General features: G+C 41.4%; 16 protein-coding genes. 13 read left to right on the top strand and 3 right to left on the bottom strand.

Annotated features, from left to right (window positions below; translation table 11 throughout):
* The first annotated feature begins 101 nt into the window (after window positions 1-101).
* The 13 genes from JFC10_RS11825 (at window position 102) to JFC10_RS11765 (ending at window position 13,853) form a co-directional block, all read left to right on the top strand.
* Complete coding sequence (locus tag JFC10_RS11825) at window positions 102-1,373, top strand: oligosaccharide flippase family protein (RefSeq protein ID WP_198332958.1); 1,272 nt, start codon at window positions 102-104, stop codon at window positions 1,371-1,373.
* 69 nt (window positions 1,374-1,442) lie between these two features.
* Window positions 1,443-2,459, top strand: a complete 1,017-nt coding sequence (locus tag JFC10_RS11820; RefSeq protein WP_198332957.1) for a glycosyltransferase family 2 protein — start codon at window positions 1,443-1,445, stop codon at window positions 2,457-2,459.
* Window positions 2,452-3,642 (top strand): hypothetical protein, encoded by a 1,191-nt coding sequence (locus tag JFC10_RS11815; RefSeq protein ID WP_198332956.1) that lies wholly within the window; start codon window positions 2,452-2,454, stop codon window positions 3,640-3,642. Before JFC10_RS11820 ends, JFC10_RS11815 begins: the two co-directional genes overlap by 8 nt.
* A gap of 13 nt (window positions 3,643-3,655) precedes the next feature.
* Window positions 3,656-4,738, top strand: a complete 1,083-nt coding sequence (locus tag JFC10_RS11810) for a polysaccharide pyruvyl transferase family protein (protein ID WP_198332955.1) — start codon at window positions 3,656-3,658, stop codon at window positions 4,736-4,738.
* Window positions 4,735-5,736, top strand: a complete 1,002-nt coding sequence (locus tag JFC10_RS11805) for a glycosyltransferase family 2 protein (RefSeq protein WP_198332953.1) — start codon at window positions 4,735-4,737, stop codon at window positions 5,734-5,736. Before JFC10_RS11810 ends, JFC10_RS11805 begins: the two co-directional genes overlap by 4 nt.
* 57 nt (window positions 5,737-5,793) lie before the next feature.
* A complete protein-coding gene (locus JFC10_RS11800; RefSeq protein ID WP_227685812.1) occupies window positions 5,794-6,888 on the top strand; it encodes a glycosyltransferase in 1,095 nt (364 codons plus the stop codon).
* 158 nt (window positions 6,889-7,046) lie between these two features.
* On the top strand, window positions 7,047-8,087 hold the full coding sequence (locus JFC10_RS11795) for an EpsG family protein (RefSeq protein WP_198332952.1): 1,041 nt from the start codon (window positions 7,047-7,049) through the stop codon (window positions 8,085-8,087).
* Window positions 8,087-8,950: a glycosyltransferase family 2 protein gene (locus tag JFC10_RS11790; protein WP_198332951.1), complete on the top strand. Its 864-nt coding sequence runs from the start codon at window positions 8,087-8,089 to the stop codon at window positions 8,948-8,950. The genes JFC10_RS11795 and JFC10_RS11790 overlap by 1 nt, the downstream gene beginning before the upstream one ends.
* Before the next feature lie 81 nt (window positions 8,951-9,031).
* Window positions 9,032-10,177: a glycosyltransferase gene (locus tag JFC10_RS11785; protein WP_198332950.1), complete on the top strand. Its 1,146-nt coding sequence runs from the start codon at window positions 9,032-9,034 to the stop codon at window positions 10,175-10,177.
* Window positions 10,174-10,785 (top strand): sugar transferase, encoded by a 612-nt coding sequence (locus JFC10_RS11780; protein ID WP_193011865.1) that lies wholly within the window; start codon window positions 10,174-10,176, stop codon window positions 10,783-10,785. The genes JFC10_RS11785 and JFC10_RS11780 overlap by 4 nt, the downstream gene beginning before the upstream one ends.
* Before the next feature lie 10 nt (window positions 10,786-10,795).
* Complete coding sequence (locus JFC10_RS11775; RefSeq protein WP_198332949.1) at window positions 10,796-11,995, top strand: DegT/DnrJ/EryC1/StrS family aminotransferase; 1,200 nt, start codon at window positions 10,796-10,798, stop codon at window positions 11,993-11,995.
* A gap of 361 nt (window positions 11,996-12,356) precedes the next feature.
* On the top strand, window positions 12,357-13,235 hold the full coding sequence (gene folD, locus JFC10_RS11770; RefSeq protein WP_198332948.1) for a bifunctional methylenetetrahydrofolate dehydrogenase/methenyltetrahydrofolate cyclohydrolase FolD: 879 nt from the start codon (window positions 12,357-12,359) through the stop codon (window positions 13,233-13,235).
* Window positions 13,236-13,334: 99 nt separating this feature from the next.
* Window positions 13,335-13,853: a phosphate-starvation-inducible protein PsiE gene (locus JFC10_RS11765; protein WP_193011868.1), complete on the top strand. Its 519-nt coding sequence runs from the start codon at window positions 13,335-13,337 to the stop codon at window positions 13,851-13,853.
* Between the two features lie 107 nt (window positions 13,854-13,960).
* Here the strand turns inward: JFC10_RS11765 and JFC10_RS11760 are convergent, their stop codons facing one another.
* The 3 genes from JFC10_RS11760 to JFC10_RS11750 form a co-directional block, all read right to left on the bottom strand.
* Window positions 13,961-14,167: a di-heme oxidoredictase family protein gene (locus JFC10_RS11760; RefSeq protein WP_198332947.1), complete on the bottom strand. Its 207-nt coding sequence runs from the start codon at window positions 14,165-14,167 to the stop codon at window positions 13,961-13,963.
* A complete protein-coding gene (gene corA / locus JFC10_RS11755; RefSeq protein ID WP_198332946.1) occupies window positions 14,158-15,372 on the bottom strand; it encodes a magnesium/cobalt transporter CorA in 1,215 nt (404 codons plus the stop codon). The genes JFC10_RS11760 and corA overlap by 10 nt, the downstream gene beginning before the upstream one ends.
* 74 nt (window positions 15,373-15,446) lie before the next feature.
* Window positions 15,447-15,836, bottom strand: coding sequence for a DUF2237 family protein (locus JFC10_RS11750; protein ID WP_045451983.1), 390 nt, complete (start codon window positions 15,834-15,836; stop codon window positions 15,447-15,449).
* Between the last annotated feature and the right edge of the window lie 441 nt (window positions 15,837-16,277).

Here is a 16,277-nt window from a genome sequence, read left to right as displayed (position 1 = left end):
CGCGCTATCGTAACTTCCTTACAAGTTCTGTGAGGCACTAAATTGGACAATATGTCATGAGCTCTGAAGTATGTTTATTGATACAGAGCACAATAAACAGGTTGAAAACCAGTCATTTTGTGCGAGATGTGGTCATGGTCGGTGGCGGTATTGCTGCTGGACAGGCCATCGCCATGATTTTTATGCCGTTTCTCACCAGACTATATAGACCTGAGGATTTCGGTATTGCTGCCGCCTTTACTGCTGTCGTCAGCATCATCACTCCGATTGCCACTATGGGCTATGCAAATGCAATCGTGATGCCTGACAGTGATGAGGATGCAGCGGCAATTGCTCGATTGTCTATATTACTCAGTCTGGTGATAGCCGTTTTCTCATTCATTGTTATATATGTCGGCAAGTTTTATTTGGCAAGGTGGATGGGTATGGAAAGTACGCCAAACATGCTATATCTCATACCATTAACGCTACTAATAGGTGCTTTTCTTTCTGTCGCTGATCAGTCTGCTATTAGAGTGGGCTTATTTAAAGCGAAAGCTCGGGCTTATGTCGAAAGCAAGTTTGTGACAGATAGCAGTAAGCTGATAGGCGGTATGCTGGCGCCTTCTGGTATGTTGCTTGTTTTATTAACGATAGCAGGGCAGCTCACAAACTTTATCATGCAGATGCTTCGTGTACCTAGAGTAGGTGTATTAAATGTCCGTCATTGGTTTGGCACTGAGGGTATTCGACATGCCGCGATATCGCAGCGTGATTTTGCGATATATCGTATGCCACAAAGTATCCTGAATGCTGCTTCAGTGGGGTTGCCAACTATCTTGTTAGCATCACTATTTAGTGCCTCTTCTGCAGGGCAGTATTCATTAGCTGTCCTTGTGCTTGGCGCGCCAGCGATGCTGTTAGGTCAGGCGGTTGGAGAGGTTTTTTATCCTAAAATTACGCGTGCCATCACAGCAAACTCATCTGAGGCTTATCAATTTTTATTAAAAGTGACGTTGATTTTATTGGTGGTAGGTATTGTTCCATTCGGTACAGTGTTCGTTTTTGGTGATTATCTTTTTTCTTTAGTGTTCGGTGCAGAGTGGGCATTGGCAGGTAGTTATTCGCAGTGGCTGTCTATTTGGCTTTTGACCAGTTTAGTGTCTGGTGCGAGTACTGCGGCATTGCCAGCATTGCGTTTACAGCGATTTCTTTTGATTAGAGAAGTGTTTGCAGTGGTATTTCGTGCCGTAGCACTATATGTAGGTTTTTACGTTTTTGAGTCAGATATGATAGCCATTGCCCTTTTCTCATTCGTTGGGGTGCTGCTGAGTTTATCTATCATTTATGTCGCTTTTCGGCGTCTTGTCCATATTCCTGAAATAGAGCAGTAGCTACGTTTTTCGGCTGCTTTGAATGGTACAAAGGATATGCATTAGAAGTCTCAATTTGAGAGGCTCACTATGATTTCAGTTATTATCGCCGCGTTCAATGCCGCCGCCACTATTGATCGTTGTATTAATAGTATTGATGTTGCGAAAAAGAGTCACGACATTGAGCTAATAGTCATTGACGATGGTTCTAAAGATGAAACGGCTCGTCTATTGCATAGCTGGGCAAATGCTAGGACATGGATAACGGTGAAATATCAAAAAAATGGGGGCGTGGCAGAAGCTCGTAATACTGGGCTCGATATAGCAACTGGCAATTACATCGTTTTTATAGACGCGGATGACACCATTGATGATTGGTATTTTGATTTTGTCTTTGAACAGGCTGTTGATCGAGATGTCGAGATGTTGGCGTTTGGTCATAAGCGCATGATGCTAGATGGCTCTGTTGTCGAGAGTCCTAACAGTGCAGCAGAATACTCACGGCAAGATATTGAAATGCTACAACTGAGAGTGACAGAGAATAGACATATATATTGGTACGCCTGTACCAAGGTGTATAGCAAAAACTTAATCGCAGATCTGCGCTTTGATAGCGACGTAAAATTTGGTGAGGATGGTATTTTTAATATCGCATGTCTAAGTAAAGCGAATCGTTTGTCGGTGGTGTCAGACTGCCCATATAACTACTATGAAAGTGCGACCTCGATAACAAGCTCACAATACAAATCAGGGCTTTTGGAATCTATTGAAGCGGACTATAAAGCCAGAGTCAGGATACATGATTGGTCGATCAGTGCTACTGAAAAGCAAGTGCTATTATCAGATTTTGCTCGTAGTTATGTCGAGCATATGCTGCCATATTTACTTAATAATTTGGCGCATATCAGCATGAAAAATCGTCGGGCAGAGTTAATAAAAATACGCCAGTCTTTCGTTTATCAGAACTGTTTGCCGCATTACTATCAACGACATCCAGCACGCGGTATTCGTGTGTTGATTCTATGTTTTTCTCGACGTTGGTATGTTATGACGCTGGTTTTCTTACAGTTGTCTTGGTCTAAAGTAAAGGTGAAAAAATATGCTTAATATTGATTTGTTGCCCCAGCCTTTAAATAGTGACGAGAACGGTCAAAAGCGCTGTTGTTTGCTGCAACAGACCATAGATAGCAGGCAAATGACTGAGAAAGAATTGTGGTTTTTGTACCCAGCTGACCTACCAATGCCAGAAGACGATGATTGTGACGCTTATTTACTAGCCACATTATTGCCAGCGATGCAGATGCGAGCAGCCATTCATGTGCATGGTAGCGTGTCGCGTGAGCTATTAGCCAACCTGACAGAGCTACAGTATGTTTGGAATAAATGGTTACCAGACCGTTATTTTTTGATTGATATACAAGTGGATCGTATGCGAGAACAAGACTGGCATGTAGGTGGTGCTATTGCTGCGTTTTCTGGTGGCGTTGATGCCCAGTTTACTGTTTATCGTCATGCGACAGGCATCGCAGGATATGCTACGCGAGATATTAAAGCAGGGGTATTTGTGCATGGCTTTGACATACCACTAGATGATGCAAAAGGGTTTGCTGATGCGGCAAAAATAGCGACAAAAGTGCTTGCAGATATCCATATCGATTTAGTGGTCGTTAAAACGAATATTCGAGGACTTTGGAATATCAATTGGGAAGACTATCATGCTGCTGCTATCGCTTCAGTCTTATGTGGCTTAAAACAATATGCAGACATTGGACTCATCGGTAGCGGTGACTCTTATGATGCCCTAATTAGCCCTTGGGGTTCACATCCTATCACTGATCCACTGCTAAGTTCTGGTGACTTTAGAGTGATTCATGATGGCGCAGGGTTTAGTCGATCAGAGAAGCTTCAAGCGCTTGCAGAGTGGCCCTTAGGTATACAGAATTTACGTGTTTGCTGGGCTGGAGATAAGCATGATAGCAACTGCGGTCGCTGTGAAAAATGTGTTAGAACACGACTAAATCTTTTAGTGGCAGGTATCGAAAACCCTCAATGCTTTAGTGATCCTATTGATTCATCACTCTTTAAAAATATGATTTTAAAAAACGAAATAATACGTATAGATTGGCATTTTATCCGCCGTGAAATGCTCAAAACGGGTAGAGGTCTTGAATGGCTTCCACACATTGAAAAAGTTCTCAAACGTCAATCACCTCCTAAATTGAGTAGGTTGTTTCCTTTTGGCTCAAAGCGTCGTATGTGGGTTAAGAAGCTATTAATGAAAAACAAATAGGGGAGCGTTAAAAATGAATATTGCTGCTATAAAAAAGCTCATTCCGCTCAGACTAAAAAAACACTGGGCCGCGTATATGGGTGCGAGAGGTTTGCCGTTACCAAGCGGTAAACGGTGTTTCATTTTTCTTGCCGCTGACTATGGCAATATTGGTGATATTGCTATTTCTCACGCGCAAAAGCAGTATTTACAACGTGTACTGACGGATTATAATGTTATTAGTGTTGCTATCAGTCAAACCAGATTCGTGCTCAATTCGATTAAACAGCAAATAAAAGAGACGGATATCGTTACTATCATCGGCGGCGGTAATATGGGTGGCACGTATCCTGACATTGAGGAGCTGCGCCAATTAGTCATTAAGTCGTTTCCTGCCAATCGTATCGTTTGTTTTCCTCAGACACTAGATTGGAATGATTCTGCTCAATCTAAACGTGCCTTGCAGCGTATTGTGAACGTCTACGCCAAACATTCAGATATACATGTTTTTGCCAGAGAGTCGATAACAGCGGCCAAACTCATCGAGCTTTTTTCTGAGTACAGTAATGTGCATATTGGTCTCGTACCAGATATTGTTATGAGCGCCAATGCAACAGTGCTTGGTACGACAGATTGCTTAGCGCCTTCAGGTATCTTGCGCTGCTTACGAGATGACAAAGAAGCCGCATTATCGGCTGAGCAATATAGCATGATAGACAAAGCCTTAGCAGATACTGGCTATCAGGTTGAAAAAACCGACACACATGCTGGTGGCTCGCAACTGGATGAGGCACATTGTACAAAATTACTGACTGACAAACTGAGCCAGTTTCGTGCTGCAAAATTGGTCGTGACTGACCGTCTGCATGGCATGATTTTATGTTTGCTATCGGGTACGCCGTGCTTGGTACTCCCGAACTCCAATCATAAGATAAGACAAACGCAGTTGGACTGGTTACGCAATCATCCAAGGCTCGTATTTTTAGAGTTGGAAGAGATCGCTGCTATTGCAAAATTCATCGATAGCCTTCTATCCCTGCCTCACGGTACGATGGATGAGTCTCCAGTTGATATAGCTGAGTATGATGACCTAAAAAAAGCGCTGGTAGCGATATGACGACTCTCGAAATGCCATTAGTGAGTATCATCGTACCAGTATATAACGTCGCGTCATATATCGATGCCTGCTTAGCGTCCATCAAGCAGCAGACTTATCAGAATATTGAAATTATCGTTGTGGAAGACTGCTCTACTGATGATTCAAAACAAGCACTTGCGCCACATCTCACAGATGAGCGTATAAAAGTCGTCCAGCATCATGAAAACAGCGGACTTTCTGCGGCACGTAATACTGGTATGCAGTCTGCGATAGGCGAATACATGATGTTCGTTGATTCTGATGACATTATAGACACTCGCTTGGTGGCAGCGTGTGTGGCTTGTGCGCTCACCATGAACGCAGAGGTCGTGACGTATGGCTTTACACCATTCAAAGATGGAAGCACAGAGACAGATTTGCCGTATCCCGCTGCCAATTTAACATTTGAGGCAACTAAAATAGACGGCTCATATTTTAGTTTACCGCATTTTGCATGGCTTAAATTTATTCGAGCTAGTGTCGTAAGGTCTGCCTCATTGTATTTTCCAGTGGGTTTATACTATGAGGATTGGCCATTTCATTGGCACCTTGGCTTATCTACTCAGAGTAAGTATCAATTACCCATTAGTTTTTATCTATACAGACAGCGGGGCACGTCGATCACAGGATCAACGGATAAAAAGCTATTAGACCTCTTCGTTATCCACTCAGAAGTCATCAGCCTAGTAGAGGACTATCAAGCGGATGAGGTTAAAAAAACACTCGCCAATAAAATTAAACAAAGCCATTGGAGTATTCTTACTCGTATAGATAATGACTATTTGGCAGCTGCATTGGCACAAGCTAAAAAAGCAGATAAAACGTTACGACTAAAGGGCTATAAGAACGATTTGACCGTAAGAAATATGATGATTAGTAACATAGTGCGTATGCCAAGCCAAGTTGCCTTGCCTATGTTACAGATACTTCGTCAAGTGCTAAATAAAAGAGCAAGATTAAAGGTCAAGAGAGAATAGATTTAAAACAATTTTGAAAAATACGTTTGGTTTTATGGCTTCTTAATAGGTAAAGAGATGACTATTCAGAGAGTGCTGCACATAGTGGGCAAAATGGATCGGGCTGGGGCAGAGACCATGCTTATGAATCTATATCGTCATATAGATCATAGCCAGATTCAGTTTGATTTTATCACTTTTACTGAGGAAGTCGGCGACTATGATGCTGAGATAATAGCGCTGGGCGGTAGAGTTATACCTATTTTGGCCAGTCATTCATTAGCGCGTATGTGGAAGCTTAAACAATTCCTTAAACAACACCCTGACTATCGAATCGTTCATGCGCACATGTTATTAAACAATGCCTTTCATCTGTTAGCCGCGAAAAGTGCTGGCGTGCCGCATCGCATTTCACATTCTCATAGCACCAGTAATGGTAAAACCAATGTTATTAAAAAAATATATGAACAATGGGCATTAATCAGCAATCGTAAATTAGCCACTGATAAAATGAGTTGCGGCGAACAGGCGGCAAGTTATTTATTTGGCAGTACAGAAGATGTGTGGCTCTTGCCCAATGCGGTTGATATAGAAAAGATGATGACAATTGCTAACCAATCACGACATTATATCAATCAAGAATTTGACGATGAAGGGCTAAAAATCATCCAAGTTGGTCGTCTAAACGAGGTTAAAAACCATCAGTTTTCTTTAGAAATCGCTGAGCAGTTAAAAAAACGCCAGATCGCCTTTACCTTATATATTGTTGGACAAGGTTCATTGGAGACTAGGCTCAGACAACAAGTGGCAGAAAAATCACTGCTAGATACCGTCAAGTTTTTGGGTATGCGTACGGATATTACTGAATTAATGGCCAGCGCCGACTATATGATCATGCCTTCGTTGCATGAGGGTTTCCCTGTCGTATTGGTCGAGAGTCAAACAGTTGGATTAAAGGCATTAGTTTCGGACCAAGTGTCACCTGAGGTAGATTTAGGACTTGGATTAGTACAGTTTTTACCGATTCACTCAGTTAAGGATTGGGTTGAGTGTTTATTAGCGTCTAAACAACCAAAGACCAATGAAAAAGACATAACAGCGGCGCTGAATCTATACGGATTTAGCGCTGCTACCAACGCGCAACAGTTAATGCAAAAGTACTTGAGTATGTGACGGATTGGTGGCTTCTTATCTATAGTCGTTTCAAGATAGTTTGGAAGGAAAAAAGAAGCGAGGTGGGTGATCGTACTATAGATGACAGACTGCACGCGCGCCTGCCACCATATCCGATTTATGTAAGATTGACGACATCTACTTTTATAGAGGGTTAAATGCTTCCATACCTGCTGGTTCTTAGCCTTGTTATTTTTTGGATCGTACTGGAGAAAAAATCTCTCAACCGTACGTCTTTTTGGGTGCCACTAATTATATTGACATTATTTGCAGGCATTCGTAGCTACCGAGTCGGTACGGATACAGGAAACTATACGAGAAATTTCAATAGTCAATTAAATGCCGAGTACTTTAGATTCAACGAAGACATAGAGTTTGGTTATCAGCTATTAGAATATGCACTATTAAGGGTGACCACTCATTATTTTTGGCTGCTTGTTATTACCAGTTTGATTATTGTCTATTGCTATCTTAGAGTGATTAAAAAATACAGCGTAAATTATTGGTTCTCAGTATTTTTATTTATTACATTAGGCGTTTATACCTTTTCTTTTAATGGACTGCGTCAAGGGTTGGCAATGGCGATATTTACATTAGCCATTCCTTATTTATTACAAAAACGATTTATTCCATACCTACTGATTTGTGCAATTGCTTCATTGTTTCATGTAACAGCGTTATTTATGATTCCATTTTATTTTATCGTTAATTTAAGAGTAAAGCCTTTATATAAAATTTTGGCAACATTCTTAGGCTCTCTATTAGTAAGTGGGGTGTTGGTCTCTTACATTTCTTCTACTAATGATAGATACGAGGGTTATGCGAAAGCATCGGATGAAGCAGGCGGGTTTTTAACGCTTGGTTTTTATACGGCGATCATGATTTTAATCATCTTTGTCAGTTATCTATATAAAATTAAAGACAAAGATTTTCAAAAACTAATAACATTTTATGCGGCAGGCGTGGTTTTTATCATACCGTTAGCGATGTTGGGCACCAGTCCTTCAGGCCCACAAAGGCTGCTTGCGTATTTTACGTGGACATTGGTTTTGATACTACCTATGGTTTTAAAAAGAATCAATAATATTTATTTATATATGGCGAGTATCGTTATTTTTCTCATGTATTTTATCTTGACGACATCGAGATTTAGTAACTTAAGTCCGTATCTTATCAATCCGATATTTGAGGTTTTCTAATGAAAAATCAGAGATATATATCTATTGGTATTCCCATTTATAATGCTGAAGCGTACTTGGAAGATGCTATCAAATCTATATTGGCTCAAACGCATGAGTTATGGGAGCTTATATTAATCGATGATGGCTCTACTGATGCGTCATTGGCCATCGCCAAGCGTTTTGAAGAGGCTGACCATAGGATAAAGGTAATTGCTGATGGCATAAATAAAAAACTGCCTGCTCGATTAAACCAGCTTATTGAAGAAGCTAACTATGATTATATAGCGCGTATGGATGCCGATGATCTCATTCACCCAGATAGACTAGCGATTCAATTAAGTTTTTTAGAAAAAAACCCAGAGTATGATTTGGTTTCTACAGGTGTCGTGTCGATTGATAATTTTAATAAAGTGTATGGTTGCCGTCATGTCGATCAAATTTACACAGAGTTTGAAGAAATAGCTGCTGCTTATCCTATTGTACATGCCGCTGTTTTGGCAAAAAAGAGTTGGTATGAACGAAATAAATATAATGAAAATTATCCAAGGTCTGAAGATTACGATTTGTGGTGTAGAGCCATCTCAAATCAAGATTTAAATTTAGCGGTATTGCCCGATTTATTATACTATTATAGAGAAGAAGGGAATTTATCATTATCTAAAATAACGAGGTCATACAAAGACAGTTTTAAAACGTACTGTGAATATAAAGGAAACAGTTATTTAGGTTCTTTAAAATTATCAGCAAAACTGACCACAGTTACTTTTTTAGATTCGATAGGATTATTACAAAAGATAGCCAATAAAAGAAATAAATTAACAATATCTGACACGCTAAGAAATCATCATCAGTCAGTAGTGAATAGTATTTGTGCCGAATGACATCATTCATAAAACGTCACTGATAAAATAATATATAAAAAATGCTGAGGTGCTGAAATGACATTAAAGATATGCTTTCTAATGACAGATGCAGTGTCATTTAATGTGCTATATCGCGATCAGCTTGAGTACATTAGAGATCACTCGGCTGTTGATATCACCTTAATCTGTGGTGGCGATAAACAGCAGCTAGATATTTTACGTGAGCGCAAAATAGGTAATGTGATTAATTTAAATTTCCAGCGTAAGCCTTCTTTGCTTAAAGATGCTCAGTCACTCGCGCTTTTAATCCGTTATATGCTATCGAATCGTTTTGATGTGGTGGTTTATCTAACTCCTAAAGCCTTGTTGTTAGGGAGTATCGCAAGTGCTTTTACATTGCAAAAGAGACGAATTGCTTTTAGTGTAGGTAGAGCCTATGAGAATTTCTCAGGTTTAAAAAAGAGAGTGTTTCAGGGTCTGGATATATTAAGTTTTGGCTTATCTCACGAGGTTTTATTTGTTTCTGAGTCTTTGCTCAGCGTATGCTTGGAAGAAAACATCCTCAAAAAAAGTAAGGCAAGTGTCATTGATAAGGGCTCATTTAACGGCATCGATACTGATTTGCTACAACCTGTGGCTCAGCTAGAAAAAGAGGCATTAAGAAAGAAATACAAGGTACCTGAAGATACCTTTGTGATTTGCGTGGTAGGACGAGTTTGTGATGATAAAGGCTTCAAAGATATTGAGTATATATCTGAAAAACTAAGAGAAGAAAACGTTCATTTTATGTTCATGGGAGACTTTGAAGACGACGTAGGGAAAACAGTCGTTGAGAAAATTGTCAAAGATAATAGAGGCGTATATATACCAGCCAACCCAAATGTGCACGAGGTTTTTCAGTGTGCTGATTTGCATTTATTTTTGAGCTATCGTGAAGGGTTTGGAAGTGTCGCTATCGAGGCAGCAAGTTGTGCTGTTCCAACTTTTGCCTATGATGTCGTTGGTGTAAAAGATAGTGTCAAAGAAGGAGTCAGTGGCCGAAAATTTAATTTTAAGGATATGTCGTCTGTTGCCGAAACGATCAGTACTGCCGCTACTGATAGAGAATTCGAAAAGAGATATCCTGATGCAAGAGATTGGGCCATTGCAAATTTTGAACGCAAGCAATTGTGGCAAAGTTATTTAAATTTTTATTTACGCAGTAGGGATGGCTACGTAAAAGACAAAAGGCGGGCTGCAAAATGATAAAGCGACTGTTCGATATCACTGCGGCCACGACTGCCTTGCTAATATTATCTCCTGTGTATGCTATGACGGCATATAAAGTCAAAAAAAATTTAGGCTCACCAGTGATATTTAAACAAACTCGTCCTGGTCTAAACGGCAAGCCATTTGAGATGATTAAATTTCGCTCGATGAAAGATGCTATCGATACCGATGGCAATCCTTTGGAGGATGATGAGCGTTTGACTGTATTTGGTAAGGCTTTGCGCAATAGCAGTCTCGATGAGCTGCCTGAACTATGGAATGTGATTAAAGGCGATATGAGTTTGGTGGGGCCGCGACCATTATTGATGGAATATCTACCCCTATATAATGATGAGCAAGCGCGTCGCCACCATGTACGTCCAGGTATTACGGGATACGCACAAGTTAATGGTCGTAATGCCATTGGTTGGAATGAAAAATTTGCACTCGACACGTGGTATGTCGATCATCAGTCATTATGGTTAGACATTAAAATTCTATTTAAAACAGTAAAAAAAGTCATTATCAAGGATGGTATTAGTGCTGATGGTGAAGCGACCATGAGCAAATTCACAGGTAATAGCGTCGATAAAAATACGCTTTGATGAGGAACGCATGCTAAATACTCCTTTTTCACCTTGGCCTAGTTTTACTCAGCAAGAAGCGGATGCAGTCAGTCAAGTATTGTTATCTAACAAGGTCAATTATTGGACAGGGCAAGAATGCCGTCAGTTTGAAGAGGAGTTCGCTGACTGGGCGGGTAGCAAATACGCGATAGCATTGGGCAACGGAACTTTGGCATTGGACGCGGCATTGCAGGCACTTGGTATAGGCGTGGGTGATGAGGTGATCGTGACGCCGCGCACTTTTATTGCCAGTATTTCCTCAGTGGTTAATGCAGGAGCGACGCCCATTTTTGCGGATGTTGATGAGGCGACAGGGAACATCACGCCAGAGTCGATAGCGGCGGTATTAACGGACAAAACCAAAGGCATCGTCTGCGTGCATTTGGCAGGTTGGCCCTGTGATATGGATGGCATCATGGCACTGGCAGATCAGCATCATTTATATGTCATTGAAGACTGTGCACAAGCGCATGGTGCACGCTACAAAGGTCGCAGCGTTGGTAGTATCGGTCATATTGGCGCGTGGAGTTTTTGTCAAGATAAGATCATGACCACAGGCGGCGAGGGTGGTATGGTCACCACTGATGACGAGCAGCTATGGCGAAAAATGTGGGCGTATAAAGACCATGGCAAAAGCTATGCGGCGGTCTATGAGACTGAGCAGCTGCCCGGCTACAATTGGCTGCATGAGAGCTTTGGGACCAACTGGCGCATGACCGAAATTCAAGGAGTCATTGGGCGTATTCAATTGGCACAAATGAGTGACTGGATAGCGAAGCGCAGTGCTCATGCTCAAGCGATATTAGGGGCATGTGCTAAATGGGAAGAAAAAGGCTATCTATCGGTGCCGAAATTAGAGCAAGCTGCTCAGTTTCCAAACTCTAATCATGCTTATTATAAATTGTATGTTTATGTGCAACCAACTAACCTAGCTGAGGGATGGACGCGTGATCGCATCATTGAGGAAATAAATGTGCTAGGCGTGCCTTGCTACTCAGGGTCTGCCTCAGAGGTATATTTAGAAAAAGCATTCGATGCTACAGGCTTGCGTCCAGCAAATAGATTGCCAATAGCAAAACAGTTGGGAGAGACTAGCTTAATGTTTTTGGTTCATCCTACCTTAACCACTGCCGAGATAGCGCAAACGGTAGATGCAATCGATCGCGTGTTTGGTTCAATGATTAAGTGATTAAGTGATTAAGTGATTAAGTGATTAAGTGATTAAGTGATTAAGTGATGTGAGGATATCGCTTATTAAGGCGTATTGAGTATTTATAAATAGTCGCAGCTATTGGTTTTTTATTTGCTATTGGAGTTTTTTATAAAACGGTAGATGTTATCAGGGTTGCATCGGTAATGGCATGATATTGTTGGATTGGCGAGTGATAGAGATTTATAGGCATTCAAGTCTTATCTTACGCTAGGATTTTTTAGCCCAGACAGGTACAATATCAGTCTTAATCATACATTGATCAAGCATAAGACAGGCATGCAAGTAGTTGCGGGCGCTGTCTTTACTTTTTTTTATCGCACCCTCTATTGGAGTTACTATGTCAACTGCCCAAGGATCTGCTACCGTTTTGGACGGTAAAGCACTTGCTAAACAAATAGAACAGCAACTGAGTACGCGTGTAGACGCTATTAAAGCTAAGACAGGACGTACTCCAAGCTTAGCGACAATATTGGTCGGTGACGATCCAGCTTCTGCGACTTATGTACGTATGAAAGGCAACGCTTGTAAACGCGTCGGCATGGATTCTATACGCGTTGAGATGCCAAGTGCGACAACCACTGAAGAGCTGATGGCGAAAATAGATGAGCTCAATAGCAATCCAGACGTCCATGGTATTTTGCTGCAGCATCCAGTACCTGCACATATCGATGAGCGTGCTTGCTTTGAGCAGATTAACTTGGCAAAAGACGTTGATGGTGTGACCTGTCTGGGGTTTGGGCGTATGGCGATGCAGCAGAGCGCTTATGGTTCATGTACCCCGCAAGGCATCATGCACTTATTAGAGCATCATAATATCGAGCTGTCAGGTAAAGAGGCAGTAGTGGTCGGTCGCAGTGCTATTTTGGGTAAACCTATGGCGATGATGCTATTAAATGCCAACTGTACCGTAACGATTTGCCATTCAAGAACGCAAGATTTAGAGTCTCATATCAAGCGTGCTGATATCGTGGTTGGGGCAGTGGGCGTGCCTGAATTGATTAAAGCAGAGTGGATTAAAGCGGGTGCTGTGGTCATTGATGCAGGCTTTCATCCAACGGATAATGGCGGCGTCGGCGATATCGAATTGCAAGGCGTAGAAAATATCGCTAGTGCTTATACGCCTGTACCAGGTGGCGTGGGTCCAATGACCATTAATACTCTCATTCGCCAAACGGTCGATGCTGCTGAAAAATCAGCGGGTCTGAATATCGGCTAAGAAGATAGCCATACGAATACTGATTGCCGATAAATAAGGGGCCTGAGGTAATATAGACTCAGGCTGAATCAACCACATCTCAGTTGATAGGACCTAAACATGGCTAAAAAAAACGTAGGTGTTCATGAGCGACTACAAGGTATCGGTAGAGAGTTTGTCGATGTCTGTCATTACGTTATTTTATTTCTAATCAGTGTGGTTGTCGTTTGGACTGCTGGCAAAGAGTTCGTTGGTATTATTCAAAAAGGCTCAGCGGATTTAAAAGACATATTGATGTTGTTTATTTACCTTGAGCTGCTGGCTATGATAGGTATTTATTTTAAAACACACCGTCTGCCAGTACAGTTTTTGATATTTATCGCTATAACGGCATTGTCACGACATTTGGTGGTTGATGTACAGGCAGTCTCAGACTATTTTCATTTATGGCTACTGGCGACAATTTCTGTGGCCATTATGCTATTGAGCGGTTCTATCGTAGTATTAACTTGGACAGCAAAAACGTTTGGCCGTCCAGAGGACAATCTTGATAAACAGCATGCAAACTTAACGATTAAAGCACTGTTACCTGATAATGCTCAAGCGCCTGATAGCCATACCAAGCATCGCCGTGAATAACTATTGAATAGCAGCATAAAAAAAGGGCTACCACTGGTAGCCCTTTTTTTGCCTTCTTAAATCTCATAATCTACTGTTTGAGCGTTAAATCCCTTCTAAGAAGGTCATTAATGTTTATTTTTGCGTGGCGGATAACGTGTAAAGCGTGTCTTTGCGCCGTCTGCTTCACCACCATGCCAGAGTATCGCCTCAGTCAAGCTGCTGGCACGACCATCATGCAAAAACCGCGCTTCTGGATCACGTGCCACAATGCCAATTCCCCATAATGGCTGCGTACGCCACTCAAGCTTTTTGCATTGTTCAGTTATAACCATTTAAGCCTTTTAAAATTGTAATATAAATAGCCACATAATGAACCAATAAGGATCATGATGACAAAGTAGGAGTATTGCCAATGCAGTTCGGGCATAAAGTCAAAGTTCATTCCATAGATACCTGCGATGGCCGTCGGTACAGCTAGAATACCTGCCCAAGCAGCAAGCTTACGTACCACCTCGTTCTGTCCCATATTGACCATGGCCATATAGGTATTCATGACCACACTCAGCATCTCATTCAAACCATTAATGGCATCTAAGGAATGTAGTAAATGGTCATTGACGTCGCGGAAGTAGGGCTTAGCGGCTTGAGAAAAACCAGAGACCAGCTCGCTTTTTTTATGATTGATAAAAAAACTACAGATATCTTGTACTGGTAAAATAATCGCGCGCATGTGTACCAATTGCGATTTGAGCTCATAAAGGTTTTTCAGCGTACCTTTATCAAACTCATAGGTAAACACATAGCGTTCTTGCTCACGCAAATAGCGCCCCAAGCGATCGGTAATCGGCATATAGTTATCCACGATAAAATCGAGAATGGCATGCAGCACAAATATCGGCCCCATACGCAGCTTTTCAGGGCGACGATGACAATGCTCGCGGACAGGTGCGTAGGAGTTGGATGGGCCATTACGGATGGTAATCAGGTAGTTTTTACCCATAAATATCGCGGTGGTGCCATAGCGAATGACATTGTCCTCAAGCTTAGCGGTACGCAATACCACAAACACCATGTCATTGTCATAGTTTTCAACTTTGGCACGCTGGTGATCAGCAAATGCATCCTCAATTGCCAGTTCATGCAGCCCAAAGGCTTCTTTGACTTTGACCATGGTTTTTAGGCTAGGATCATAAAGCCCGAGCCAAATAAATTGACCATTATTGCTCAAAGCACGACTGACATCGTTTAGCGCTAATTTATCGAGGTTTTCGCCTGTTTTACGTGAGTAGGCATAACAGTTGACGACCTCGTCCTCACTGGATAAATCGATATCTTCATAGCGTTCAGAGTCAGGATCGTAGACCGTCATGGTCTCGATAGTGTCCTCAGTGGTGGTATCAGCATCGCCATAGATATAGCTGTCATCATTGTCTAGATAGAGATGTTCATCATTCATATCGGCGTAAATACGATTGATATTAGAGTTAGGTGCAATACGCGCGGTTTTTTTGATCAACTGGTCGTTATTGTTTTCCATACACCCTCCCTTTATAAAGTAAAAAACGTGTCACAATCAGAACTTATAATGATTGTTGTTAATAATGATCGTTATTAAAGGGCGTAACTTTTCAAAGTATCAATATCGACCAAGCTCAATAAGCTTTCATGGCAAGCTTCTAGTTTGATTTGCGGGGCAATATCAAAGTCCAAAGCTTCAACCCAGCGTAACGCGCAAATGCACCAATAATCACCAGGCTTGAGGCCAGAAAATCCATACTCAGGTAGCGGCGTAATCAAATCATTGCCGCGACTGGCAGAAAAGTTCAAAAACTCGCTGGTCATCTTGGCGCATACGGTGTGTTGACCAACGTCATGGTTGCCAGTATGGCAAAAGCCGTTGCGGTAATAACCAGTAATAGGGTCAAAGCAGCAGCTGGCAAGTGCCGTACCTAAGACATTGGCTTGATTGTTGGCAGGGTTTGGGTGGTAATCAGATGACATAAGGCTTCCGAGATAAAAATATGGCTTAGTGTACCATGAGTCGGTATCGAAGGCGTTGTTCTCACTTTGCTCATTATTTTCTTTATCATATAAAATGATGGTAACCATTTTTGAGTCAACGATTACTTATATAGTCTACAGATAACCTTCATAGATTAAGTGCTGATAAGACGTAATTAGATAGTAATTGTGGCTAATTGTCACTAGGCGAACCTTGGCTGCTATGCTAAACTAAAGCATAAAGTGCCTTGATTATTTAACGCCGTTTATTAGCGCATAAAGATACTCGTCTTATCATTCTAAATTATACTTATTACTCACCCTTTTGCGGCTACCTAGTTTGTTTATAAATAATTGGGTCAATGATGTTGCGCGTTAAAAATAAAAATGCATGGCGTCAATGCAATTGTAAATATAACCTTTAAGTACCGCATCAGTACC

Source organism: Psychrobacter aquimaris (assembly GCF_016107525.1).
Taxonomy (GTDB): Bacteria; Pseudomonadota; Gammaproteobacteria; order Pseudomonadales; family Moraxellaceae; genus Psychrobacter; species Psychrobacter aquimaris.
This window is presented reverse-complemented; position numbering and strand designations above follow the sequence as displayed.